At 62.6% G+C, this 23,686-nt stretch carries 18 protein-coding genes; 2 read left to right on the forward strand and 16 right to left on the reverse strand.

The window, feature by feature from the left end:
- From TQ38_RS28595 to TQ38_RS28665, 15 genes are all read right to left on the reverse strand, one after another.
- Window positions 1-792 carry a cyclase family protein gene (locus tag TQ38_RS28595; protein ID WP_043981012.1) on the reverse strand — a complete coding sequence of 264 codons (792 nt, stop codon included), beginning with the start codon at window positions 790-792 and terminating at the stop codon, window positions 1-3.
- A gap of 105 nt (window positions 793-897) precedes the next feature.
- Window positions 898-2,055, reverse strand: a complete 1,158-nt coding sequence (locus tag TQ38_RS28600) for a S9 family peptidase (protein ID WP_043981010.1) — start codon at window positions 2,053-2,055, stop codon at window positions 898-900.
- Between the two features lie 3 nt (window positions 2,056-2,058).
- Window positions 2,059-2,961, reverse strand: coding sequence for a VOC family protein (locus TQ38_RS28605; RefSeq protein ID WP_043981008.1), 903 nt, complete (start codon window positions 2,959-2,961; stop codon window positions 2,059-2,061).
- 30 nt (window positions 2,962-2,991) lie between these two features.
- Entirely contained in the window at window positions 2,992-4,107 is a 1,116-nt protein-coding gene (locus TQ38_RS28610) for an FAD-dependent oxidoreductase (protein ID WP_043981006.1), read from the reverse strand.
- Window positions 4,108-4,208: 101 nt separating this feature from the next.
- On the reverse strand, window positions 4,209-5,111 hold the full coding sequence (locus TQ38_RS28615) for a LysR family transcriptional regulator (protein WP_043981004.1): 903 nt from the start codon (window positions 5,109-5,111) through the stop codon (window positions 4,209-4,211).
- Between the two features lie 92 nt (window positions 5,112-5,203).
- Window positions 5,204-6,829 (reverse strand): GMC family oxidoreductase, encoded by a 1,626-nt coding sequence (locus TQ38_RS28620; RefSeq protein WP_043981002.1) that lies wholly within the window; start codon window positions 6,827-6,829, stop codon window positions 5,204-5,206.
- Window positions 6,826-8,028 (reverse strand): MFS transporter, encoded by a 1,203-nt coding sequence (locus tag TQ38_RS28625; protein ID WP_043981000.1) that lies wholly within the window; start codon window positions 8,026-8,028, stop codon window positions 6,826-6,828. Before TQ38_RS28625 ends, TQ38_RS28620 begins: the two co-directional genes overlap by 4 nt.
- Before the next feature lie 2 nt (window positions 8,029-8,030).
- On the reverse strand, window positions 8,031-9,083 hold the full coding sequence (locus TQ38_RS28630) for a sugar phosphate isomerase/epimerase (protein WP_043980998.1): 1,053 nt from the start codon (window positions 9,081-9,083) through the stop codon (window positions 8,031-8,033).
- Between the two features lie 2 nt (window positions 9,084-9,085).
- The gene (locus TQ38_RS28635) at window positions 9,086-10,225 is read right to left on the reverse strand and encodes a Gfo/Idh/MocA family protein (protein ID WP_043980996.1); all 1,140 of its coding nucleotides are present in this window, start codon (window positions 10,223-10,225) and stop codon (window positions 9,086-9,088) included.
- An 88-nt stretch (window positions 10,226-10,313) separates the two neighbouring features.
- On the reverse strand, window positions 10,314-11,924 hold the full coding sequence (locus TQ38_RS28640; protein WP_082058032.1) for a family 43 glycosylhydrolase: 1,611 nt from the start codon (window positions 11,922-11,924) through the stop codon (window positions 10,314-10,316).
- Entirely contained in the window at window positions 11,921-12,313 is a 393-nt protein-coding gene (locus TQ38_RS28645) for a DUF6379 domain-containing protein (RefSeq protein ID WP_043980994.1), read from the reverse strand. The genes TQ38_RS28640 and TQ38_RS28645 overlap by 4 nt, the downstream gene beginning before the upstream one ends.
- Window positions 12,313-13,296 (reverse strand): TIM barrel protein, encoded by a 984-nt coding sequence (locus tag TQ38_RS28650; RefSeq protein WP_240198212.1) that lies wholly within the window; start codon window positions 13,294-13,296, stop codon window positions 12,313-12,315. Before TQ38_RS28650 ends, TQ38_RS28645 begins: the two co-directional genes overlap by 1 nt.
- Before the next feature lie 216 nt (window positions 13,297-13,512).
- Window positions 13,513-14,802, reverse strand: coding sequence for a glycoside hydrolase family 1 protein (locus tag TQ38_RS28655; RefSeq protein ID WP_240198213.1), 1,290 nt, complete (start codon window positions 14,800-14,802; stop codon window positions 13,513-13,515).
- Window positions 14,803-14,852: 50 nt separating this feature from the next.
- On the reverse strand, window positions 14,853-18,182 hold the full coding sequence (locus TQ38_RS28660; RefSeq protein WP_052506056.1) for a glycosyl hydrolase: 3,330 nt from the start codon (window positions 18,180-18,182) through the stop codon (window positions 14,853-14,855).
- Window positions 18,183-18,309: 127 nt separating this feature from the next.
- Window positions 18,310-20,640 (reverse strand): TonB-dependent receptor, encoded by a 2,331-nt coding sequence (locus TQ38_RS28665; RefSeq protein WP_043980988.1) that lies wholly within the window; start codon window positions 20,638-20,640, stop codon window positions 18,310-18,312.
- Window positions 20,641-20,888: 248 nt separating this feature from the next.
- On the opposite strand from TQ38_RS28665, the gene TQ38_RS31600 reads away from it, so the two are divergent.
- Window positions 20,889-21,182, forward strand: a complete 294-nt coding sequence (locus TQ38_RS31600; protein ID WP_370059857.1) for a hypothetical protein — start codon at window positions 20,889-20,891, stop codon at window positions 21,180-21,182.
- On the opposite strand, the gene TQ38_RS28675 is transcribed toward TQ38_RS31600, so the two are convergent.
- Window positions 21,070-22,032 carry a recombinase family protein gene (locus TQ38_RS28675; RefSeq protein WP_082058030.1) on the reverse strand — a complete coding sequence of 321 codons (963 nt, stop codon included), beginning with the start codon at window positions 22,030-22,032 and terminating at the stop codon, window positions 21,070-21,072. The genes TQ38_RS31600 and TQ38_RS28675 overlap by 113 nt on opposite strands.
- 469 nt (window positions 22,033-22,501) lie before the next feature.
- On the opposite strand from TQ38_RS28675, the gene TQ38_RS28680 reads away from it, so the two are divergent.
- On the forward strand, window positions 22,502-23,686 hold the full coding sequence (locus TQ38_RS28680; RefSeq protein ID WP_043980984.1) for a serine hydrolase: 1,185 nt from the start codon (window positions 22,502-22,504) through the stop codon (window positions 23,684-23,686).

Raw genomic sequence — 23,686 nt, forward strand, 5'->3', positions numbered from 1 at the left:
TCAGTCCTCGATTATCGCGACGGCGCGGGTCCAGCCCGCAGAAGCGCCCTTGATCTTGTGCGGGAAGCAGCTGACAGTGAAGCCGTGCGGCGGCAGCGCTTCGAGGTTGTGCAGCTTTTCCAAGTGGCAGTAGCCGATGTCGCGCCCGGCCTTGTGGCCTTCCCAGATGAGCGAGGTGTCGCCGGTTTCCTGCACCTTTTTGGCCGTGTGGGCGAAAGGCGCGTCCCAGCTCCAGGCATCGGTGCCGGTTACGCGCACACCGCGTTCGGTCAAGTACATGGTCGCCTCATAGCCCATTCCGCAGCCCACGTTGACGAAGTCCGGCCGGCCAAGCGCCTTGCCCGCAGCGGTGTTGACCAGCACGATATCAAGCGGCTGCAGGTCGTGGCCGATGCGGGCCAGTTCCTTCTCGACCTCCTGCGCAGTGACGACATGCCCGTCAGGCAGATCGCGAAAGTCCAGCTTGACCCCACGCTGGAAGCACCATTCGAGCGGAACCTCATCAATGGTGATAGAACGCTCCGGTTCGCCGTCCTTGCCGTTCATGGTGGGATGGAAGTGGTAGGGGGCATCGAGGTGCGTGCCGCTGTGCGTCGTCAGCTTCACCCATTCGGACGCGGCGAAGCCGGCGCCGTCAGGGGTATCCTCAGCGGTCACGCCGGGGAAGAACATGCCCAGTTCGCCCGCCGTATCCATGTGGTTCTGGTAGGTGATCTCGGGCTTCAGGAACGGCGGGTCGCTCACCACGTCGTTGCACAGAGTAATCGACAGATCGACGAAGCGGCGGGTCATCGGCATCCTTTCCTTTAACTATTGGGCGCGCCGCTCCGGAGGAGTGCTGGAGCGGCGCGCCTTTTGGCCGGCGGCTTGCGCTTCCGCCGGTAGTTCAGTCTTTCGTCAGGCGGTGCGGCCGCCCAGCGTTTGTGCAAACCAGTCCGAGATCAGGTCCCGGCCATAGGCCATGTTATCCGCGCCGACATGCTCCACCCCGCCCTCGCGCGCGGTGAAGATCACCTTCTCGCGCCGGGGCGAATTGATCAGTTGGTCATACAGGTCGTCGGCATAGGCGACGCTGATCTGGCGGTCGTTGGCACCATGCGTGACGAGGAACGGCACCTTGATGCGATCCATATGACCGTTGAGGTTCATGGCCTCGGACTTCGCGAGGAAGTCCTCCTGGCCTTCGGCCCCGAACGCCCAGTGGACGTGCGCCCAGTAATGCGGCACCGGGTTCTCACCCTCGCGCGACATGCGTTTGTCCTGGACCTCGCGCCAGTTGTGGTTGGCGCCCCATACGGCGCCGCTCGCAAAGCGTGGCTCGTAGGCGACGGCGCGCGGTGCGAAGTGGCCGCCCAGCGATATACCGGTCATGCCGATCGCACCGGAATCGACCTCGGGCTGTTGCTCAAGCCAGTCCACCGCCTTGGTTGCCCAGCTTTCCGAGTGTGGATCGACGGGTAGACCCTGCAGGCGCAGCGCTTCGCCCGATCCGGGCTGATCGACGCACAGGGTGGAAATGCCGCGACGCGCCAGCTGTTCGGGAAGCCGCGTCCAGTACAGCAGTTCCTTGCAGCTATCGAGGCCGTTGCAGAACACCACGACGGGCTTCTTCCCTTCCCCCGGCGCACGGGTGAAGAGAGCCGGCATCGTGCCCTGGTCCAGCGGTATTTCTACTCGCTCACGGTTGAGCTTGCCCAGCGCCGTCGAGCGATCGAACGCATCACGCGCGCGGGCGTAAGTCTGCTCGCGACTGGGAGCACCGTGGCCCTGCATCCGCTCGGCGGTGAAAAGATAGAGCGAGGCGCGTTCCAGCTTGTTGGATGCGGAAAAGGCCCGGCCTTTGGCCTCATCTTCGGCAGCCAGTTCCAGCAGCTTGTCGCCCATCGCCGCCCATGCCTTCATGAACATGGGTGTCCCCGCATCGGCGCCGCCATCGGCAGCATCCTTGATCGGCTTGCACATATCGACGATCTCGCCGATCTGCCCGCCGCTCTCCATCGCGATCGCGACGGAGAGGTTCCAGATGTAGTTCGGGAAGTATTCGAACAGGGCCACCGCTCAGACCTCCGATGCCTGGAACAGACGCGCGTCGGGCTTGGGGTGCGGCATTGTCTGCGGACCGCCCACTCCCATGCTCCACTGGTCCATGATGAGCGGCGCCGGGGCGTGAACCTGGTGAACGTGGTTCTCGAAATCGACTTCCTCCAGTTCGGAGGTGTATTCGACCGCGAAGCCGCCCGGCGTCACGAAATAGCTGAAGGTGTTGTTGCCCGCCGTGTGGCGCCCCGGACCCCAGCGGATATCGGTGCCCTGCTGCTTGAGGCGGTGCGCGCCGCGGAACATATCGTCCAGCGTCAGCATGTCGTAGGCGACATGGTTGAGGCACGGCGGCCCCGGCAGGATAGCAATGCGGTGATGCGCTTCGTTGCAGCGCAGGAAGCACATGAAATCGCCAAGCCAGTCGGAAACCTTGAAGCCCAGCACATCGGTGAAGAATTTCACCGCCGCCTCGTGATTGGGCGAGTGGAGGACGATGTGGCTGATCTTGACCGGCAACCCCTCCCAGCGCTCCATTACCCGCTTGGTAGAGCGCGCGACTTCGGCGGAAATCTCGAACGGCAGGCCGTCGGGCGAGAAGAAGCGAACGCCGTAGCCGCCCCCCGGCCCGTCGAGATCACGCGGGGGATGAATGACCTTGCAGCCAGCTGCCACGACCTTGTCGTGCAGCGCATCGACATCGGCGCGCGTGTCGGCAGCAAAGGCGATCACCTCCACGTGATTGGCGTCGGATTTGTGGAGGCGAACGACGTGGTGCTCATCATGGCCGGGGGTCTTGAACCATGTCATGCCTTCGTCGGCCGCTACTTCGGCAAGGCCCCAGTCGTTCGCATAGAAAGCTCGTTCAGCGTCGAAATCCTCAACGCCATATCCGACATAGCGGATTTCGGTCACTCGGCTCATGGGTCAGTCCTTGGCTAATCGGGTGCTATTTTAGATAGGTTGCGAGACGACCGCGAACATCTCCGCAGTAGCCTTGTGATTGTCGACAGGCGGGCCTTTGCCGATCTGGCCGTGGCAAATCGCCAACGACTTGTCGACGATGTAGCGGCAGCGTTCGTAGCGACGGTCACGGTAAGTCGAGAAGGCCGCCTCGGTGGTATCGTTGCAACCGAGTTCCTCCGCCAGCACGATAGCGTCCTCGATCGCCATACCCGCGCCTTGACCCAGATGCGGAGTCGTCGCGTGAACGGCATCACCCAGCAGGACGACGCGCCCCTTGTGCCATGGTCCGTCGACCATGAGAGCCTCCAGCGGACGATAGACGACACCTTCGTCGTCGGTGATCTGTGCTGCCAAAGCCTGAATCTGCGGCGCTGCTCCGGACAACTTGGAGCGCATCACTGCGGCGATACCCTCGCGCGGATAGAAGGGATTGCCCTCCTCCGGGCTGGTCGCGAACAGGTACATCTGTGTAGCACTCATTGGCACCAGACCGACACCGACCGCGCCATTATAAACATGCAGCGCATCCAGATCGGCGGGGCGCGGGAAGTTGTAGCGCCAAACGCCCTGCCCGGTGAACTCTGGCTTTGCCGCATCGGGCAGGATGGCCTCGCGCGTCTGCGAATAGGCTCCGTCAGCGCCAACGACGATGTCGAATCTCTGTTCACTTCCGTCGGAAAAGCGCACCGCGCAACCCTCGCCGTCATCGGCAAGATCGGCGACTGAAAGGCCGAGCCTGATCTTTGCGCCAAGGGCCCTTGCATTGTCGCCCAGAACCTTCTGGAGCGCGCGGCGACCGATGCCGACATTGGCGGGCTTCCCTGGGACAAGGCTGGGTGCAGGCACACGCGCAACTTTCGCCCCTGAGGGAATGTAGATTTCTACTGCATTGAAGCCGCACGCGGCGTCGAGAAAGTCATCCAGCACGCCGAGTTGGTCCATCGCCCGCACGACGTTCGCCTGCTGAATGATGCCGACGCCGTAGACCGACCACTGCGGGTCGCGTTCGATCACTGTCACCTGGTGACCCGAACGCTGCAGCGCGATCGCCGCCGACAGTCCGCCGATGCCTGCGCCAACGATCAATACGTCCAGCGTTTTCAATTTTCTCTCCCGCGTATTCACTTCAGTAGGGGGAATAGCGGTTTGGGGGAGATTTCAGAAACTTATATAAGTTATCAGCTACGATCCACCATATCGATGGATTAGCTTGCGCCCGCTGCTTTAAGCAAGGATTTCAGCCACAATAGACCGGCATCGGCTTGGCGGGTAATGTGGTTCTGCATCATCTCGCGCATGGGCGGGAATTCAAAGGGCAGGGGCTGAGCCGCGATCGGGTACTGCCGCGCCAGCCGATCTACAAGCCGGGCCTGCATCAGGGCCAGCCTTTGCGTTCCATCCAAAAGCAGCGGAATGGTCAAGAACGAGTGCGTCTCGACCTCAATCCTCCGAACGTGCCCCATAAGGCTCATCTGGCGATCCGCGAACGCTTGCTGCCGCTGCGACCCGATGCGTATGCCCACGTGCCCCGCATTCAGGAACTGGTCAATCGTCAGCGGCGCCTGCATGAGTGGGTTGCCTTTCCACCCGACAACGACGTGCGCTTCTTCAAATAGTAGTTCGCTCGGGTGCTCGCCGGTAATGTAATAGTCCGGCGAAATCATCAGGTCGGCAGCACCCTCCGACAACTCGACAGACGAGCGTTCCGATGGCGCTGCTAGGTCGAGCAAGATGCCCGGAGATTCGAGCGACAATTTCTCGACCAGCGGCGCGATAACCGCAGCAATGACGTAATCTGACGCGATCAGCCGGAACTTGCGCTGGGCCGTGCTCGGGTCGAACTGGCCCCGGTTCGAAAGCATGGCGTTCACGCTTTCGAGGACATTGCGCACTTCGGGCACCAATCGCTCGGCAAAGGCGGTCGGAAACATCCGCTTGTTCTGTGCGACGAGTATCTCGTCGCCAAAGAAATCGCGCAACCGCGACAGCGCCGCGCTCATCGCTGGCTGGCTGAGGTTAAGCTTGCGTGCCGCCGCCGACACGCTGCGTTCCCGCATGAGCACGTCGAACGCACTCAACAAGTTCAGGTCCAGCCCGCGAAACCTCATGCCTTGACCTCTCCAATCATGCTACTGCCTAATCGAGAGCCTGACCGGACACAACGTCGCCACCATCGTGCTACCAGTCGCCAGGCGGTCCGTCAGCCGCGATCTTCCATGATCAGCTCCGCCGCCCGCCAGCCAACGACCATGGCCGGCCCGTTGGTGTTCCCGGCAGGCGGCAGCGGCATAACCGAGCAATCGACGACGCGCAGGCCCTCGAGGCCGTGAACGCGCAGGCGGGAATCGACGACGCTGTCAGCGGCGTCGCCCATGCGGCAGGTCCCGGTAGCGTGAACGCCGGGGCTGGTCAGCCATTCCAGTGCGTTGCCGATCTCCTCGTCGCTCTCGGCCGCAGCGCCCGGCACCACTTCCTCGCCGACGAATTTCGCCAGCGCTGGCTGGCGCATATAGCGCCGCACCAGACGCACCATTTCAATGAGAAACGCCTTGTCCTCCGTGTCACCCCACCAGTTGGCGTCAATATCGAGCGCATCTTCGACATTGCCGGTCCGGATCACGACCGAGCCCCTGCTGCGGGGGCGCAGGGCAATGGCGTTCACGGTTATGCCGGGCTTGTCCTCCAGCGCGCCGCGTCCCGGATCGGCCTTGATCTCCTCGGTCGAGCGCATGGAGAACGGGCCGATGCCAAACTGCACGTCCGGCCAGTCCTGGTTACTGCGCATCGAAAGCAGCGCAGTAACCTCGGGCGACGTATACGCCATGAGCCCCTTGCGCGTCAGGTAGTAGCGCACGACGTGCGAAGCCAGTCGCCAACCGGAAAACTGATGATTTGCACCGCGATCGTTGTGCAGGCGATACGATATCGAGAACATCGCGTGATCGGCCAGATTGCGGCCGACTGCCGCGAGTTCGTGGCGCACCGCAACGCCTGCTTGCGAAAGCACGTCCGCCGGGCCGATGCCCGAAAGCTGCAGGAGCTTGGGGCTCTGGAGCGCGCCTGCCGACAAGATCACTTCGCGGGCAGCCCGGATGCTTTGGGTGCCGGACGAAGTCCGCACTTTGACACCGGTGACGCGTTTGCCTTCCAGCTCCACTTTTTCGACCAGCGTGTCGGTCATCACTGTCAGGTTAGGTCGGCGCATCGCAGGCTTAAGAAAAGCCTGGTAGCTCGACGCCCGGCGGCCCCGGCGGTTTACCGTCGCCTGGGTATAGCCGATGCCCGTGGTGCCGGGGGTGTTTATGTCCTCAAGACGCGGAAGGCCCATTTCCACACCGGCCTCGACAGAGGCGGCGATCGCCGGGGAGCGATAGGGCAACTGGGTGATCTGCAACGGGCCATTGCGCCCGCGCGAACGATCCGCACCCGCTACCTGATAGCTCTCCATCTCTCCGAAGCAGCGGACGATCTCGCTCCAGCGCCATTCGGTATTGCCCGCCTTTGCCCAGCCGTCGTAATCGGCAGGCATGCCGCGCAGATACCAGGTGCCGTTCGCGGAGCTGGAACCGCCCAGGCCCCGACCGTAGGACCAGACTTCGCCTTCTGGTCGGCCAGCCTGTTCCTTGATCGGGAAGTGCCAGAAGTGGATGGGATTTCCAAACATCTTCATGAACGCGCGCGGCATGTTGACCAGTTCGGTCTCGTTCGTACCGCCCGCCTCGATGAGGAGCACCGTACTCTTGCCATCGGCGCTGAGACGGTCTGCCAGGACGCAGCCGGAAGAACCGGCGCCCACGATGATGTAGTCGAAATGACGCGAATTCATGACGATGCGAGAACCTTTCGGGCGGCGCGGCCGCTGGGAAGTACCATGTAGGCGAGAACTGCGGCGGCAAGGGTGATGAAGCCCATGACCGTCATGGCGGGCACAAGGCCGCCTGATACGTTGCTGACGAAGCTCACAATCGGGCTGCACACGAAGGTTCCGGTGAAGAACGCGGTGGCCCAGATGCCCATGCCGCGACCACGCTGTTCGAGGGGGAGCATCGCTTGCCCCCACGCCAGCAACGTCGGGATGACCATGCCGCCGCCCAGCTGCTGGATCGTAGCGCCGATAGACACCACCTGCCAGCTTGGCCCGAAACCGATCACCAACTGTCCGGAGCCGATCAGCGCGGCGGCCAGAGCCAGCAGCGTGCCGATGCCCCGGTCGTGAAGCTTGCGATATAGAAACGCGCCACCGATGTACCCAAGGCTAGTCGCCGCCTGGATGATCCCGATCCGCGTCGCCGATCCCGCCCCCCGAAAGTCCAGAACGCGCGCGATGTTGAGCGGTTCGACATAATAGAGAACCGAAGTCAGAAGCGTCACCGCGCCGATCAGCGCGGCTTCGCGCCACGGGAAACCGAGGCGCACGACTGGCCGCGCGGGGTCTTCGCGGCGAACGCTCACGGGCTCGTCGATGAACACCAGCGCCATGATGAATGCGGGGATTGCCGCCAGGTAGATGCCGAAAGGCCCGCGCCAGCTGACATCCGCCAGCGCTCCGCCCGCTGCGATCAGGGCGGTGCCCGCGATCGAGGTTGCCACGCCTACCCATGCCACCCACCGGTGCCGCTTCTCGCCGAAGTAGTCGCCGATGAGCGCACTGGAGATGGTGATGGCGAAAGCCTCCGCCACCCCGAGGAAGGCACGGCTGATCATGATGACCACAAGGTCGTTGGCGAACAGTGGCACCAGCCCGGCGAGGACGTAGAGGGCCATGCCGCCCACGAAGCTGCGGCGGCGGCCATAGCGGTCCGCGATGATCCCGGCCAACGGGGCAAACAGCGCGCAACACAGCGAGGGGATGGTGACAATCGCCGGGATCAGGAAGCCGGCCGCAGGAATGTGCCCGAACTGCGCAAACAGTCTGGGGATCGCGGGGAACAGCGAAACGATCGCCATGACCGGCAGGATCTGCGCGTAGATGAGCGTGATGCCTTTGGCCGTCGTGCCGACGCCTGCAGTGGCTTTGCCGTTCATTGTCAAATTCCCATCAGCCGTGCATTGAGCGAGCGATCGCTTCCCGAGTTGGCGAAGTTGTCGAAGGCGCGCTCGGTAACCCGGATGATGTGCCTGTCTATGAACGGCGCGCCTTCAGCGGCGCCCTGTTCCGGGTGCTTGAGCGCGCATTCCCATTCCAGCACGGCCCAGCCTGCGAAGTCGTATTGCGCCATCTTGGAGAAGACCTGGGTGAAGTCCACCTGCCCGTCACCCAGCGAGCGGAAGCGGCCGGGCCGATCCACCCAGCCCTGATAGCCGCCATAGACGCCCACCCGGCCATTGGGGCGGAACTCCGCATCCTTCACGTGGAAGCACTTGATGCGTTCATGGTAGATGTCGATGAACTGCAGATAATCCAGCTGCTGCAGCACGAAGTGGCTGGGATCGTAGAGGATGTTGGCACGCGGGTGGTTGCCCACGCGATCGAGGAACATCTCGAAGGTGGCGCCGTCGTGCAGGTCTTCGCCGGGATGCAGCTCGAAGCCGATGTCGACGCCGTTCTCGTCGAACGCATCGAGGATCGGGTTCCAGCGGCGTGCCAGCTCGTCGAAGGCATCCTCCACGAGCCCTGCCGGGCGCTGCGGCCAAGGATAGAAGTAAGGCCAGGCCAACGCGCCCGAGAAGCTGGCATGCGTGATCAGGCCAAGACGACGGCTGGCCTTCGCCGCAAGCATCATCTGCGCGACCGCCCATTGCCGCCGTGCCTCCGGGTTGCCCCTGACGTGGGGGGCTGCGAAGCCATCGAACTGCAGGTCGTAGGCGGGATGGACCGCCACCAACTGACCCTGAAGGTGGGTCGACAGTTCGGTGATCGCCAGTCCTTTGGCAGCCAGCATCCCTGTCAGCTCGTCGCAATAGTCCTGACTGTCCGCAGCGGCTTCAAGGTCGAACAGGCGGGCATTGCTGGTGGGCAGTTGCAGGCCCTTGTAGCCCAGCGCAGCAGCCCAGTCGGCGATGCTCTCCAGCGAGTTGAACGGCGCCTCGTCGCCCAGGAACTGGGCGAGGAAGATGCCGGGACCTTTGATCGTCTTCATTGTCAGTTGTCCTGTCCGCCAGGGAAATCGACCCATCCCAGGTTACGGGCGCTGGCGTCCACCGCTGTCTCGATCAGGCGCATTCCGCGAAGGCCATCTTCGATACCCGGTGCCAGCGACCCGGGCTCCCCGCGCAATTGGCGGGCAAAGTCGCGATAGATGTTGGCAAAGGCTTCAAGGTAGCCTTCGGGATGCCCGCCAGGCGTCCGGCTGCTCCAGACCGCATCCGCCCCCAGCGACGGATCGCCTGCCTGCACCAGCTCGGTGCGGCCATTCAGGTGGTGCTGGATAAGGATGTTCGGGCTCTCCTGCTTCCAGTCGAAGCCGCCGGTCTCCCCGTAGACGCGAAGGCGCAGGCCGTTGCGCTCCCCGACGCTGATCTGGCTGGCCAGCAACGCGCCGCGCGCGCCGTTGTCGAAGCGCAGCAGCAACTGGCAATCGTCGTCAAGCACACGCCCCGGCACCACCGCGCCAAGGTCTGCCATGAGCCGTTCGACGCGCAGCCCGGTCACGAACTCGGCAAGGTGGAAAGCGTGGACGCCGATGTCGGCAATGCAGCCTCCCGCCCCTGCGCGCACCGGATCGACGCGCCATTCCGCCTGCTTGCCCGCGGCCTCTCCGGCCAGCCAACCTTGCGGATACTCGACCACAACCTTGCGCACTTCGCCGATGGCGCCCCCGGCGATCCGGGCACGCGCCTCGCGCACCAGCGGATAGCCGGAATAGGTATAAGTCAATGCGAACGGCAGTCTGGCCGCGCGCACCAGAGTCGCCAACTCCTCCGCCTGCGCCAGCGTTGCCGTGGCGGGCTTGTCGCAGATGACTGGCACACCCGCAGCCAGCGCGGCGCGGACGGCAGGAAGGTGGTGGAAGTTGGGCGTCGTGACCGCCACGAAGTCGATACCGTCGATGCTCGCCGCCTCCTGCTCCAGCATAGCGTCCAGGCTCGAGTAGGCGCGCGACGGATCAATGCGGTAAAGCACGCCGGCATCGCGCGATCGGCCCGCATCGCTGCTGAAAGCCCCTGCCACCAACTCGATTTCGCGGTCCAGTTCCGCGGCGATGCGATGGACCGGACCGATGAACGATCCCGGCCCCCCACCGACCAAGCCCATGCGCAGGCGACGGCCGGAAACGATCATTGCGCGTTCTTCCCAAGACCGAGTCCCCCCGCGTTCGCTCTGGCCTCCAATTTCAGGATCATCTTTAATCCCAGCCCTTCCCGTTGCGTCATGCCGACGCCAAGCCACGATAGCGATAGTCCCGGAAGCGGGCAGATCCGCCGCCACATGCGAACAATGCGGGGCGCAGGCTTGAGAGATCGTCCACCGTGTTTGCCTGGTACCCGGATACTTCGCTGCGCACTGCATGGCGAATCCAGTCACCGCCCGGCAATCGATGATACATGGTCACGATGTTGCGGTCGTTGACGATGCGCAAATCGATCTTGCGGCTCTTGCCGACAGGCTCTTGCCAATAGCTTGCCTTGCCCCCGCGATAGCTGATCATCCGCTCACCATCGTAACCCATGCCAAGGAAAAGGCGGTCGTTGAAGAACAGCAGCAGGCCCGCCTGCGCTCCCCCTTCAAGTTCCAGCGAGACGGTGGATTGGTAGGCATGATCGCCGACGAGATGCGTCAGCGGGGAGGTATCCTGCGGGCCGGTGCCCTTTGCCGAAAGTTCGAGTACGCCGTTCCCGATCTTCGCCCGTGCGCCCTCGGTCGGTGTCTGGTTGTAGAACCGCCAGCGTGAGCCGATCGCGGGCACAGTGAAATCATCCGACCATGCCATCCCGTGCGGCACGGCCCGGCCGCCGCGTGGTGAAGGCAAAGGCTTGGCAAGATCCCCGCCCATTGCGCGGGGCCAGCCATCCACGTCCCACCGGATCGGTTCGAGCAGGGTCTGCCGACCCAGCGTGTAGTACCCGATCTCGTAGCCGTGATAGACCGCCCACCAGTCTCCCGCCGGACCTTCAACGAAGGTGGCATGGCCGCGCGACAGCCACTTGTCAGCTGGATTCCAGGTTCGGATGATCGGGTTGTGCGGACAGTCCTGCCATGGCCCGTTGATCGAACGCGATCGCGCGACGGTAACCATGTGTCCTGTCGGCGGACCAGCAGTGCCGCCAACCGCCGTGATGAGGTAGAACCACTCACCCCGCCGCAGGAGCTTGGGACCTTCGAGTGAATAGGCTTCGGTGATCCAGTCGTCCGGATACTTCCAGCCATTGTAGACCTTCTCGACAGGACCGTCGGTAGCCAGCCCGTCGTCAGTCAGGCGAACGCGGTTGATGCCGCTGAGGAACAGGTATCGCTTGCCGTCCTCTCCAACGACATGGCCGGGATCGATCAGACCACCGATGCCGAGGTCAACCGGCTCGCTCCACGGTCCGCGAATATCTTCGGCATGAATGACATAAGTGTTCGCAAAGCTCTTCAGACCCTTGGACCATGGCGCCGCCATGAAGGGAATGTAGATGTAGTAGCGCCCTGCGTGCTTCACGAGGTCCACCGCGAACACGGTGCCCAGCGGCTTCTCCAGAGCAGGCCCGATCGGCGCCCAGTTCACCAGATCGCGCGAATGCCAGATCATCAGTCCCGGGGCCGCCTCGAAAGACGAATGGGTCAGGTAATAGTCATCGCCGTCCTTGAGAATGGAGGGGTCAGGGAAGTCCCCGGCCAGGATCGGGTTGAGGTAGGTTGCGTTGCCCCGATCGGCTCGACGCTGCCCTTCCGGCCCGGCAGGAACGGACGCAGAAGCGGCCGCTCCCGCCATGGACGGGCCACCAGCCGCGAGGCCGGCCAAGGCTCCGAGCCGCAGGGCATATCGGCGGTCGATCATGCTGCTACCGATACAGTCTTCTTGTCGGTATTGACGGCGGGGAACGGGAGGTAGGAAACGCGCAGTTGCTGCAGGAACGTCAGTTCGTGCTCACCTGCCGGGAAACCGCCGGGATGATCGACCAGGATCGTCGCCGCCGTACCGAACGGCCAGCGACGGTCGTAGGCGGTTTCCATCTCGTCCAGCGTCACGGCGCCCATGCCCTCGTCGAAGCGCACGGCCTCACGGGGGAGGGCCTCGCCATCGATCGATACGTCGAGCTTCTCGATCATCGACAGGCCAAGACCACGATAGTAGCCCAGCTTCGCCTCGAAGGCAAAGCCGGTGGGCGCGTCGGCGGGACCGGTGTTGCGCAGGCTTTCAGCGTCAATGAGATACTTGTCGAACATCAGACGGTCTCCAGTTCGCTTTGCGCCTTGGCAATGAGGTTTTCGAACATGACGTGCTGGCGGCGCACCTGCTCGCGGCTGTCCACCTCTTCCACGTCCTGAATCCAGCGGTTGCCTTCGTACTCGCTCGAAAGCGTTCCTTCCCAACCGCACTTCACCAGTTCGGGGATCACTTCGTCATACGCGAGCGTCGGATCGGTGCAGTTTGCCGTCATGCCGTAGAACTTGGCCTGGATATGGCGGAAATAGGGTGCATAGTCCCCGATCCGCTTGGGGTTGGCGTAAGGGGCATGGCGCAATGTCTCGGCCATGGCCACTTCGGCCTTGTTACCTCCCATCTTCACTGCGACTTCATAGATCGTGTACTCGCACATGATCTTCTGTTCGTGCTGTTCAACTATGAACTGGGCTATCTCGGGGCGGGCGCCTTGGCGCTCGAAGCGGGCGCGGAATTCGGGCGGGTAGTGTTTCATGAAGATGCCCATGTCCGGCAGAATGCCCAGGTGCTGCGTGCCAAGACGGTCGGCCACCTCGATCGTGCGCAGGATCCAGGCATGCTCCAGATTCCACGGAGCATGGACTTCGACGCCCATGTGCACGTCCATCTGCTCGGCATAAGGAACGCACTTTTCCAGGATGTCCGGACGCACGAAGATCAGGATGCGCATGTTGCGGATGCCGAGGCGATTGCAGAGCGTCAGGTCGCGCTTGATGCTTTCCACCTGTTCGTCATCGGACAGCAGCTCGCCCTTGCGCAGCTTGGTGTCCAGGAACATGTCGTAGCAGGTGAAATGGGTGCCGTGGCGGGCCATCATGTCCTGCCACTCGCCGATCTGGGCATCGGTAATGTTGGGGAACGTCGGCATGTTCTGCTCTGGCAGGATTTCGATACCGCGCGCACCGATCGATGCGGCAAAGGCGACGACATCGTCCACGTTCATCCGGCCCAGGAACATTTCCTCCTGGAAGGAATACAGGCTCACGCCGCGTTTGATTTTTCCAGACATCGGATATCATGACCTTTCCGAAAGGCACGGAATGCGTGCGAGCGCGCAGCATCCTCGACCCCTATGCACATCTTCAGCAGGCTGTTTGCAGCCGTTGGAACCGGCGATGCCACTCTCTCAATAATTTTGATAATAGATTGTTCTTATCGAGATCAATCCATCATGCAAATACCAAGCCATCGATCGATGGTATCAAACCGCGTTCTGGCGCGCGATTGCGGAAAGAACGGCGGCGCTCGGCTTAGGGCTTCGCACAAACGTCTGGCGATCCACCGCGACGAGGCCAAACTCCGCGTCCTTGCTACCGCCCCATTCGTAATTGTCGAGCAGCGACCAATGGATGTAGCCGAGAACCGGCACGCCTTGCGCCACTGCAGCTTCGAGATACTTGAGGGCCGCCGGAATCAGCGCCGCTCGCTTGCTGTCATCGGGGGTGCCAACACCGTGTTCGGTGACCAGGATCGGCTTGCCGGTAGCGGAGTGGACGTATTTGACCGCGTTCGCCAGCGATGCAGGATAAATCTCGGCGCCCGAGTAATTCGTCGGTGCGCCCTGCGGCGGGGGCAACTTACCCTTGGCGTCCCAGACGGCACGCTCGTAATTCTGCACGCCCACAAAGTCGTCGTCCCGCGAGGAGCGCAACCAGGCGCCATAGAATTTCTCCCGCATGGCATCGCGCAGGCTGTCTTTGCCGGCCGCCTGGTCGTCGAGCACCGCAAGCGTCACCCCCACCGGAAGATCGGACCGCACGGCCTTGATCGCGGCCCTTGCCAGCCGGTGCCCGAACAGCATGTTGCGGGTTACTGCCTCCACGTCTTCGGGCAGAACGGTGTTGCCCACGGTGAAGTGCGAGCCTCCCGAGGCTTTCGCGCAAGCGTCGAGGCTGGCCCTCAGCGCCTGCCAGAATTGCTCCGGCAAGACGGACTGCAGCAAAAGGGCATTGTTGGGCTCGTTCAGCGTGGCAACATAGGCCACGTCCTCACCCAGATGACGAATCACTTTTTCGCAGTACCGAGCGAACAAGGGCGGCGCCGCGTCATTGGTCCAGCCTCCACGCGCCGCGAACCAGCGTGGCGTCGTGAAGTGGCAAAGCGTGATGACGGGCGTCAGCCCGCGCTCCCGGCATCCCCTGGCGATGGCGCGGTAGTGGTCGAGCATCGCGACGGAAAACATTCCCTCCTCCGGCTCGATTCGGGGCCATTCCACTGAAAAGCGATAGGTGTTGAGATTGAGATCGCGCGCGATATCAAGGTCGGTGCGCCACAATTCGAAGCTGTTGCAGGCATCACCGGAAGGCGACACCGGCAAAGTGGGCTTCACCGTTTCCAGTAGCCACTGGTCCGCGTTGACGTTGTTGCCTTCAACCTGATGGCCCGCAGTCGCCGCGCCCCACAAAAATCGTTTGGGAAATCCACCGGCAGATGCCGTCCGAGCGATCGCGGGGGCAGCAGCCGTCGCCAATGCCACGACGGAAGAAGCCATCAGATTACGGCGTGCAATTTTCACCATTCTCGGTTCTCCAAAACTTTCGTTCAATCGTCGGTGGCCATCAGCCTTACCGGTCCCAGAATGCCGGAAGGCCGCAGCTTTGCATCAGCTGTGTAAGTCGGTCCGTCTGTCACCGTCTGCCTGATCGCCCCGGGCTGGGCATCCCCTATCAACCGGTTGACCCACAGGTTGGCGACATCGACCTCCACCGTGTTTGCCCCCTTGTGCAGGGCTTGCGTGACATCCACCCGATACGGAGCCTTCCAGGCGGTGCCGACTTCCTTGCCGTTGATCCGGACTACAGCTACATCGCGGACATCGCCAAGATCGAGAAGCAGGTGCCCCTTGCCCGCCAGCCATCCCGACGGAACATCGAGGCTGCGGCGATAGATGCCGGTTCCCGAGAAGTACCTGATGTCGGGCTTCGTCGCCTCGGTCCATGATGTCAGCCCGGTCGGTCCTTCCCGGACTTGCCTGAGCGAAAGGCGCCATCCGGTATCGAGCGTTGCGATTTCACGATCCACCGGGTGAGGGACTGTCCTTGCGTCTCCCTTAGCAGGCCTTTTCATCACGATGAACACGGCGTCGTCGGGGTTCATCGTTAGAAAAACGATCGTACGCCCGCCTTCGATGCGATAACCGGCAGGGCGAACCTCTCCAGTATCGGCAAACCACAATTCCGGTTCCAGCCCCGTAACACGCAGGGACAGTTCCCCTTGCTGCCGCCGACCCGATTGGTTCGACACAAACCAGATGTGGCCATCACCCAACTGGCGATGAAGGACGCCAAGCCTGCCTGCATCCATGCCGCTCGCCTTCCAATCCGGCGAAATGCGCCGTGCGGTGAAAGCGGCGTCCAGGGTGGGGTATATATGCCCGCCGTCGTTCAATGGCCGCTGCCACAGGCTGTCCGCAAGCGCTTGAAACTCAGCCTGGTCGTCGCCCAAGCTTGGCGAACCGACGGGTTTTGCGCCTACTACCGCTGCCCCCTGATGCACCAGATCACGCACGCGGCGCAACGTGGCCAAAGTCATGAAACGCGCGCTGCCACCCAGCACGAGGAGCGGATAGCGCGCACCTCCTTTGGTGACGATGGCGCCATCCGCGCTGACCGATGACCCCCTCAGCAGCGTGTCGAGATCAAGGAAGTCGAAGCCCCTGCCCGGCGGAAGATCGACCGGCACTTCGCCATAAAGGCCCGTTATCGGAGCCTCTTCACCCGCGAAATAAGCGATATCGGCCACCGAGGTGCCCTGCTGCAGAAGGAACGAACTGCGTGCGAGATAATCGGTCCAGCCCTTCGCCATCTCGCCCCAGGTCTCGTTCCGGCTAAAATACTGGCCGAGCAATGGCGCCATGGACATGCCGGGTTTTAGGTTGGTGAGGGGCTGGTGCGGCGATGTGTGGATCATGATCCGGTTCACCCCCAGCGCGAACGCCATGTCGGCGGTGGCCTTGAGGTCGCGCGGAGCAAACCCCCAGGGGGCGCCGAACGCCGTGAAAGTTTCGGAGGCGACGAGCGGCTTGCCATGGACGTGCGCCACGGATGCGGCGCCTTGCAGGTCCGCCACGAAGGTTTGGCGTGGCTTTTGTCCGCCGGACGTAGTCCAGATCGCGCCCATCGGGACATCGGCTTGAGCGCGCATGGCAAGGTCATCACCAAGTTGCGGCCGATGGTCCTCCAGCGCCTCCGAATAGTATTTGAGACCATTCTCGTGCGCCACCGAAGCCAGCACCGCGTAATGGCCCTGCGTCAGGAGGTCCGAGATGGTCCGCCGGTAGTCCCACAAAAAATGGTCGGTCTTTTCGGCGCTTTCCACGACGGTTCCGGTCAAGGTCGGAAACCAGGGCACCGGATCGTAGCCGCGCCGTCGCCGGAATTCGTCGATCAAGGCGGGAGTCCAGTTCTGCTCGCCAGCCTCGATGCTGTCGCTCAGCAGCGCGGTAAGGCCCTCGGCCGCAAGATCGGGGCCAATGGCATCACGGTAAAGCCCGAGGTACGTTTCGGCATAAGACCGCCCGGCATCGGGATCGAGCTTGTCCACTTCGAGTCCGGTAGCTTCGGCGGGCGCCGGTCCGTTCTGATGACCGGTCAGGCTGTAGCCAAAGCGCAGCACCTTCCACCGGCCTTTGGGCGCGCGCCATTCGAGGCGCCCGGACGCATCCATGTAGCGCGTGATGTCGAGGATCTTGTCGTGCGCGATTGGGGTGGCGACGCCGTCCTTGCCGGTGGGAACGGCGTAGTAATCATCCATCGCGGCGAAACCTGCTTTCTCCGCAGCGTGATCGACTTTCCCGTCTTGCGTCAGCGTGAACTCCGACACGTTGAACGTTGTCGCGGCTGGGGCTGCCTGAGGCAAAGGAGCCAGCCCCGGGACATTCTGGGCGGAACCGATCAGCACGGCATCGGAAGGCAGCAGGTGTAGCCGGACCCGGAAAAATCGCCCGGTCACGGGTGCAAAGGATGCGACGCGTACCTGCGCACGGGTTGCGGGCAATTCGACTACCTGGCGAAATTCCTCGCCATCGTCGCTGACTTCGAGCACCGCTTCAGGCACCGGCGGCGCGCCGAAACCTCGTGCACCCGGAAGCCCGAGGGTCACCGACCGGACAGTGACGGGCTTGCCGAAGTCCTGCCGAAGCCAGGCCTCGGGTGCCTCCTTGCTGTAAGGCAACTGTTCGACCTGGCCAAAGGCGCCATCCGTCAGCAGATGGGCGTTGACCTTGCCCGCGCTTGAAACGAACCGCTCGGGTGTTAACGCGGGGTCGTTGTCCGGTAAGGCAAGAACCCGCACGTCGCGATAGAAGGGGGCGACCTGTGCAGGCCCCGCTACATCCTGAAACGGGCCGGAAACCGAGGGAGGCGGGGCAAGAAGCCCCTTGAATGACCTACCGCCGGAAACAGGTGTCTCGCTCCACACCAGCTTCTTCATCGCGTTCTGCGGCAGGACGAAGGGCGCCCCGCTGATGCTCCAGCCCGGCGAAGTGGCGATGCCGAAATCGAGGCCCAGACGTGCTGCAGTGCCGACGCTCTCGCGCATCGCAGCTTTCCACCCCGGTGACATCCAGGCAAGGCGTTGTGGCACAAGCTGCGGCGTGGACAGGTCTCCTTCGAAGACCTGAACCCCGCCTATGCCGATGCGCTCCATCCACTCCAGATCAAGGCGCGCACCTTCGGCGGTCACATTGCCGTTCATCCAGTGCCACCAGACGAAGGGCCGCGCGGATTGAGGAGGGGAGCGGAACCCTGCGAGCAACGGATCGGCCGGAGCCTGCGCGGCTGCCGCAGCAGGATTTGCATCGGGCCTGGCGTCGGCAGGAATGGCGGCAGCGCTGGTCAGGGCGGTGGCTAACAGAAAGCGGAAAGCGGCCAAATGGGGACCCTTACAATTAATTTGAAGGGCGTGGCCTACAGCGGAGGTGGCGGCAGGCGCGCCTGATCCTGCTTCTAAAAAGTAAGCGGAGGCGCCGCGTAGACACCCCCGCTCACAAACATGAGACTTAGTAGTTGAAGCCGAAGCGGATTCCAATCGAGCGTACTGAGTCGATGCCGATCCGTTGCGCCAAGGTCAATACGCCGGCATTGCTGTCGCCAGGTTCGCTGCCGGTGGAGAGAGCGTAGACCTTGTTCGTGCAATTCTTGCAGAAAATGCCGGCCGAGAAACGATCGCCCCGGAAGCCGATGCTGGCGTTCAGGATGTCGATCGCGTCGATTCGCGAGCCCGGGGCAGCGTTGACAAGTGTTTCGATACTGCTGCGGTGGTAATAGCTTCCATCGAACACAAGCGACGTCGAAGCCGACACCGGCACCTCGTAGGAGGCCGACAGCGTGGACGTGAACTTAGGCGCGTAGGTCAGGCGGTTGCCCGCGGCGTTGAACGTGCCGGTCACGCCACAAGGGCTCTGTGTGACATAGCACTGCGCACTCGCGAAGTCATTGTACTTGGCATCGACGTAGGCCACGTTGGCGTTGAGCGAGAAGCCCTTGAACGGACGCAACGTGGCATTCGCCTCGGCACCCTTGCTAGTCGCCTTACCGGCATTGCCGATCACGAACGCGCGAAGGTCGGTGTCGAACGTCTGCGCCTGCAGGTTGCTGAACTGGGTGTGGAAGACCGTTGCGTTCAGCGTCAGGAGGCGATCGAACAAAGAAGTCTTCACGCCTGCTTCGAAGGTGTCCGCGCGTTCCGGCTGCACCCGCAGGTCGGCAGTTAACGACGCTCCGGTGTCATTCATGCCCGGCCCCTTCCATCCGCGACCGTAAGTGGCGTAGACCATGATGTCGCGATTGAAGTTGTATTGGGCGCCTGCGCGATAGCTGACGGTCGTCTTGCTCAGGCTCTGGTCGAAGCTGGAATTTGGGACACCCAGAACGAGGAAATAGCGGTCGGTGTTCTGGTCGAGGTCGATCGACACCTTGTCGCGGGTGACGCGTGCACCGGCGATCAGCTTCAGGCCATCGACAACTTCGTACGTGAACTGACCGAAGGCCGCGTAGCTTTCGTTGTCGAGGCGATAAACCTTATCCTGACCCAGGAAGTAGCGGTTGCTGGTCTGGCAGCCGCCGACGCCGGGAGTGGCGCCCACGCAGAATGGGAAGTTGGGAAGCACGAAGCTCGGCAAAAGGCTGCTGCCGGCAATCTGGAATTGCTGGTTAAGCGTCGACTTGAAGTAATAGAGGCCGACCTGCCCGGAGAGGCGGCCTGCCGCAGGCAGAGCCAGGCGCAGTTCGTTGCTATACTGGTCGTAGTTCGCGCGCTGTGCGTTGATGTTAGCGCCGTCCTCCTGAAGATTGTCGCCGTCAACCTGCTGGTCGAGTTTGTAGGTCTTCCAGGCGAAGATGTTAGAAAGGGTCCAGCCGTTGTCGAACTGGTAGGAAGCCGACGCCTGTGCCCCGCCAGTAGTCAGATCGCGCCACGCCGGCGCATCCGAGTCGACCACAAGGTTCGTCGGGCTCGGTGCGATACCGCTCTGCGCTAGGAGTGGGGCATCCATGCCCGCTGGGCCGGCAGTGCGGTAGGTACCGTCGAAAACCGTACCCACGCCGTGCTGCTCGAAGTATTCGCCAAGCAGATACAGCGATAGCTGGCTCGTCGGCTCATACAGGAACTTGGCGCGGCCGCCGTACTGGCGGAAATCGGGGTCATAGCGGCCTTGACCGTTAGTACGCAGGTCGCGGACGATCGGCTCATCGTAACGATAGATGCCGTTCACCCGCAGCGCCGCGGTCTGGCCGAAAGGTACATTGACGGTCGCGCGGGCGACAACCCCCTGACCATCGGAACCTGGGCGATCGCGGGAGACCGCCTCGGCATCGAAGGACGAACCGTAGACGCCGAGCTCCGGGCGCTTCGTGGTGATGTTGACCAGACCTGCCGACGCGTTCTTGCCGAACAGCAAGCCCTGCGGCCCGTTAAGAACTTCGACCTGGGCGATATCCAAGAACGGGTTGCCGTTCAGCACACGGCTGCCGAGCGTGACATCGTCAATCGCAGTCGCGACGCTCGATTCAATCGTATTGGCGAAAGTCGATGTGCCGACGCCACGCACCGCGTAGTTGTTATCCTGCTGCACCTGAAGGCTAGGCGCGATCAGCGAGAGCTGCCGCTGATCGTTGACGCCAGCATTGCGCAGCATGTCAGCAGAAACGGCCTGAACACTGACGGGGACGTCTTGAAGGCGCTCCGAACGGCGCTGAGCCGTCACGACAATATCGGAACTGTCCGTCGCACCATCGGAGGAAGATGCCGCTGCCTGTTGAGCCAGGCTGGGCGCGCTCCAGAGCGCTGCGGACGTCGCTAGTAACAATATCGCCGACTTACGCACTTTCATCTCTCCCTTTGAGATCGGATCATAGGCTGTTTGAAGCCCTTGGCGGACCACTGCCTCACAGTGATGAATTTTACAAATCTATATTTATGATGATTATGTATCTGTATTACAGATGCGCTGACCCGTTGTCGGAGACCAGGGCAGAACGGGGGCTCGAGTTCAACTGAGTAGCGGTTGAGCTCGGGATAGGGCAGCTGCTGGCGATGGCCCAAGTGGTTTATCCCGATTATCGCTATCAGCTTCACGTGATGCTACTTGACGTTGGTCATGCGCCTTGGCGTCGATTGCTTGTGCGACCGGATATGACAATTGGCGAGCTTCACCAACTTATTCAGCTGTGCATGGGGTGGGACAACCGAAGCTGGCACGAGTTTCGGATCCACGGGCTTGCCCAGTTCGGTCGTCGTCGCGGTTGTGGCGGTGCCGATTTCAGCCAAACGGCAGAAAAGCCGCTTTCGAGCTTTTGCCTGACCCCGGGCGAACGCATTGGTTACGACTATGGTGGCTGGCGCTGCCAGCTTCGCCTGGAGCCCGCGCAATGACTCGCCGAACGCCTTCAGGTGACCAAGTCATCCCCCCTCGCGGCGTAGGTTCTCGCAAATCCTTGCTCAGCCACGCGGCAATCTCGGCCAGGGTCGCTTCCGGATCTGTTTTGACCCTGTCTGCGACGAGAAGCGCCACCCGGCTGTCTGGCGAAAGCCTCGGAGCGGGTTGCAGAATTTCAGCACTGGCATAGCCGGCGTCAACCAACGTTCGGCATGCCTTCACGAGCGTGCGTTCGGTGAATGTCCGGACCGGCAGCCTGACTGCCCGAACATGACGCAGCACTAACGCCCAGGGCAACGCGGGCCGCAGTCTCTGTACGAGAGGCAGCCAGCGAGACCTTCCGTCGATCAGCTCATTGAGATGACGCTGCTTCAAAGTGTGCCGCAGGTCGTCAATGGCTCCGGGATCCCGAACACGCATCTTGGGGTTTCCGGGTTTGGCGCCCCTTGCCACCGCCGCCTTAAGGCCGGCGCGCGTGCGCTCTCGGATCAGCGCGCGCTCGAACTCTGCAAAAGCGCCCAGCATCTGCGTCATCAGCATCCCCTGGGGGCTGCCCGTGTCGATCGGATCGTTGATCGAGCGAAAATAGGCCCCCTTGGCCCGCAGCATCTCCACGATCTCAAGCAAATGCGAAAGCGAGCGTGCGAGCCGGTCGATGCGGACGACCACCAACGTATCCCCCTGCCCCACGGCGGCGAGCGCTCGAACTAAGCTCGGCCGGCTCCGGCTTCCACCGCTAGCGCGATCCTCCAGGATCGTCACGCACCCCGCCCGCCGCAGCTCGTCCAACTGCGCCGCCGTGTCCTGTTCATCGGTGGATACGCGGGCGTAGCCAATCAAAGCCATTTTTCACAATCCATATAACGGGGTCAAAGGAACCGTTGACCCCGTTATATTTAAGCCCAGCCAGTCGCCAACGGAAGCGGGCCGAGTACGCCATGGCTGGCGTAGGTCAGGAAATCTGCCGCCTAGCCACCGGTTTGCCCAGGTCTCCGTATAACGGCGCATTGCGGGTCGCCTTATCAATCTGACGCGCGTGTTTTACGCAATCGGCGCGGATAGCGAAACCTGCGTCAGTGGTCGCCATGCTTTGCAAGCGAACTATCATGTCCGACGGACGATCAATTAGCAAAGTACGTATTTCCATGGTGTGCCGTCACTTCAAATGCCTTCCATGCTGTGCGAATCCATTCGCTGCGACTGCCTCCGCACTACGCGACAGCTTGCGGCGTCCTATGGGAGAATTGACATGACTGGGCTAAGATGCTTGCGGTTTCTACTTGGGGCCGTGGCGATATTTTGCACGGATTCCGCCATGGCGCGACAGGCCCCGGCCTCGGATGCGGACGAGGCGGTATATCGCGAGCGGTTCAAAGCGATCATGGCAAACGGCGGCATCTTGACCAGCTATTCCCCAATGGAACCGATCGCGGGTGCCCCCGGAGCCTCGCCGCTACCAACGGCTAGCACGGCACAGTTGACCGTGAAGCCTGCCGCGCTGGATGCCGCCGCGACGTATGCGCGGGCCAGCAATGCCCGGGCGTTCATCGTCTGGCGCAACGGCAAGGTTCAGCGCGCGGAATACTTCAAGGGCGGCGACCGCTCCGCCCAGATCGTCTCGAAATCCCTGTCCAAACCACTTGGCGCTATCGCGGTCGGCCGCGCCATCGCACTCGGCAAAATCCGCTCGGTCAACCAGCCACTGACAGACTTCATTCCCGAGTGGCGGGGCTCCGCCAAGGCGGCGATGACCGTGCGCCACCTGCTCGACATGCGATCGGGCCTTATGGAACAAGCCGCGAGCAGCGATCCCGATCACCCTTTGAACCGCGCCTATCTCTCGCCCGACCATGGGCCCTACCTTGTAGCACACTATCCGCTGACCCATAAGCCCGGCAGCTACTACGGTTATGGCAACGCCACGGCGGAACTGGTCGCGGTGCTGATCGAACGTGCCACGGGGGTCCGCTATGGCGAGTTCATCGGCAAGCAGGTGCTTGCACCGCTCGGCGCCGAAGGAGGCGAGATCTGGGTCGATCGCCCCGGCGGCCTCGCCCATTCCGGGTGCTGCATGACCCTGCCCGCAGAAAGCTGGCTGCGGCTTGCGGTGCTGCTGCTCGATGACGGGATGGCGAATGGCAAGCGTCTGCTGCCAAAGGGTTACGCTGCCGACATGGCCCACGGAACCCCGCAAAACCCGCACTATGGCATGGGGCTGTGGGTGGCCGGTCCCTACGCAAATCGCCGCGGCTTCGGTGCGGTCGGCAAGCCCGGCCCGCAGGTGCTGCATGGCGAGCCCTACCTCGACAAGGATCTGTTCCTGTTCGATGGCAACTCGAACCAGGTGGTCTACGTATCGCCGGCAACCCGCACGGTGGTGCTGCGCCTCGGTGACAGTCCGGCGCCGACGCCCGAATGGGACAACAGCAAGCTGCCCAACATCATCCTGCGTGGGATCGAGTGGCGTCGAGGCAAAAAGCGGCCTCAGCCGCAGAAGTAA

It is taken from the genome of Novosphingobium sp. P6W, assembly GCF_000876675.2.
Classification (GTDB): domain Bacteria; phylum Pseudomonadota; class Alphaproteobacteria; order Sphingomonadales; family Sphingomonadaceae; genus Novosphingobium.

Bases quoted from the DNA above. Each gene is read 5' to 3' on its own strand.
- TQ38_RS28595 (WP_043981012.1), bottom strand. From the start codon at position 792: ATGACCCGCCGCTTCGTCGATCTGTCGATTACTCTGTGCAACGACGTG.
- TQ38_RS28605 (WP_043981008.1), bottom strand. From the start codon at position 2,961: ATGAGCCGAGTGACCGAAATCCGCTATGTCGGATATGGCGTTGAGGAT.
- TQ38_RS28615 (WP_043981004.1), bottom strand. From the start codon at position 5,111: ATGAGGTTTCGCGGGCTGGACCTGAACTTGTTGAGTGCGTTCGACGTG.
- TQ38_RS28620 (WP_043981002.1), bottom strand. From the start codon at position 6,829: ATGAATTCGCGTCATTTCGACTACATCATCGTGGGCGCCGGTTCTTCC.
- TQ38_RS28625 (WP_043981000.1), bottom strand. From the start codon at position 8,028: ATGAACGGCAAAGCCACTGCAGGCGTCGGCACGACGGCCAAAGGCATC.
- TQ38_RS28630 (WP_043980998.1), bottom strand. From the start codon at position 9,083: ATGAAGACGATCAAAGGTCCCGGCATCTTCCTCGCCCAGTTCCTGGGC.
- TQ38_RS28635 (WP_043980996.1), bottom strand. From the start codon at position 10,225: ATGATCGTTTCCGGCCGTCGCCTGCGCATGGGCTTGGTCGGTGGGGGG.
- TQ38_RS28640 (WP_082058032.1), bottom strand. From the start codon at position 11,924: ATGATCGACCGCCGATATGCCCTGCGGCTCGGAGCCTTGGCCGGCCTC.
- TQ38_RS28645 (WP_043980994.1), bottom strand. From the start codon at position 12,313: ATGTTCGACAAGTATCTCATTGACGCTGAAAGCCTGCGCAACACCGGT.
- TQ38_RS28655 (WP_240198213.1), bottom strand. From the start codon at position 14,802: ATGGCTTCTTCCGTCGTGGCATTGGCGACGGCTGCTGCCCCCGCGATC.
- TQ38_RS28665 (WP_043980988.1), bottom strand. From the start codon at position 20,640: ATGAAAGTGCGTAAGTCGGCGATATTGTTACTAGCGACGTCCGCAGCG.
- TQ38_RS31600 (WP_370059857.1), top strand. From the start codon at position 20,889: ATGCTACTTGACGTTGGTCATGCGCCTTGGCGTCGATTGCTTGTGCGA.
- TQ38_RS28675 (WP_082058030.1), bottom strand. From the start codon at position 22,032: ATGGCTTTGATTGGCTACGCCCGCGTATCCACCGATGAACAGGACACG.
- TQ38_RS28680 (WP_043980984.1), top strand. From the start codon at position 22,502: ATGGCGCGACAGGCCCCGGCCTCGGATGCGGACGAGGCGGTATATCGC.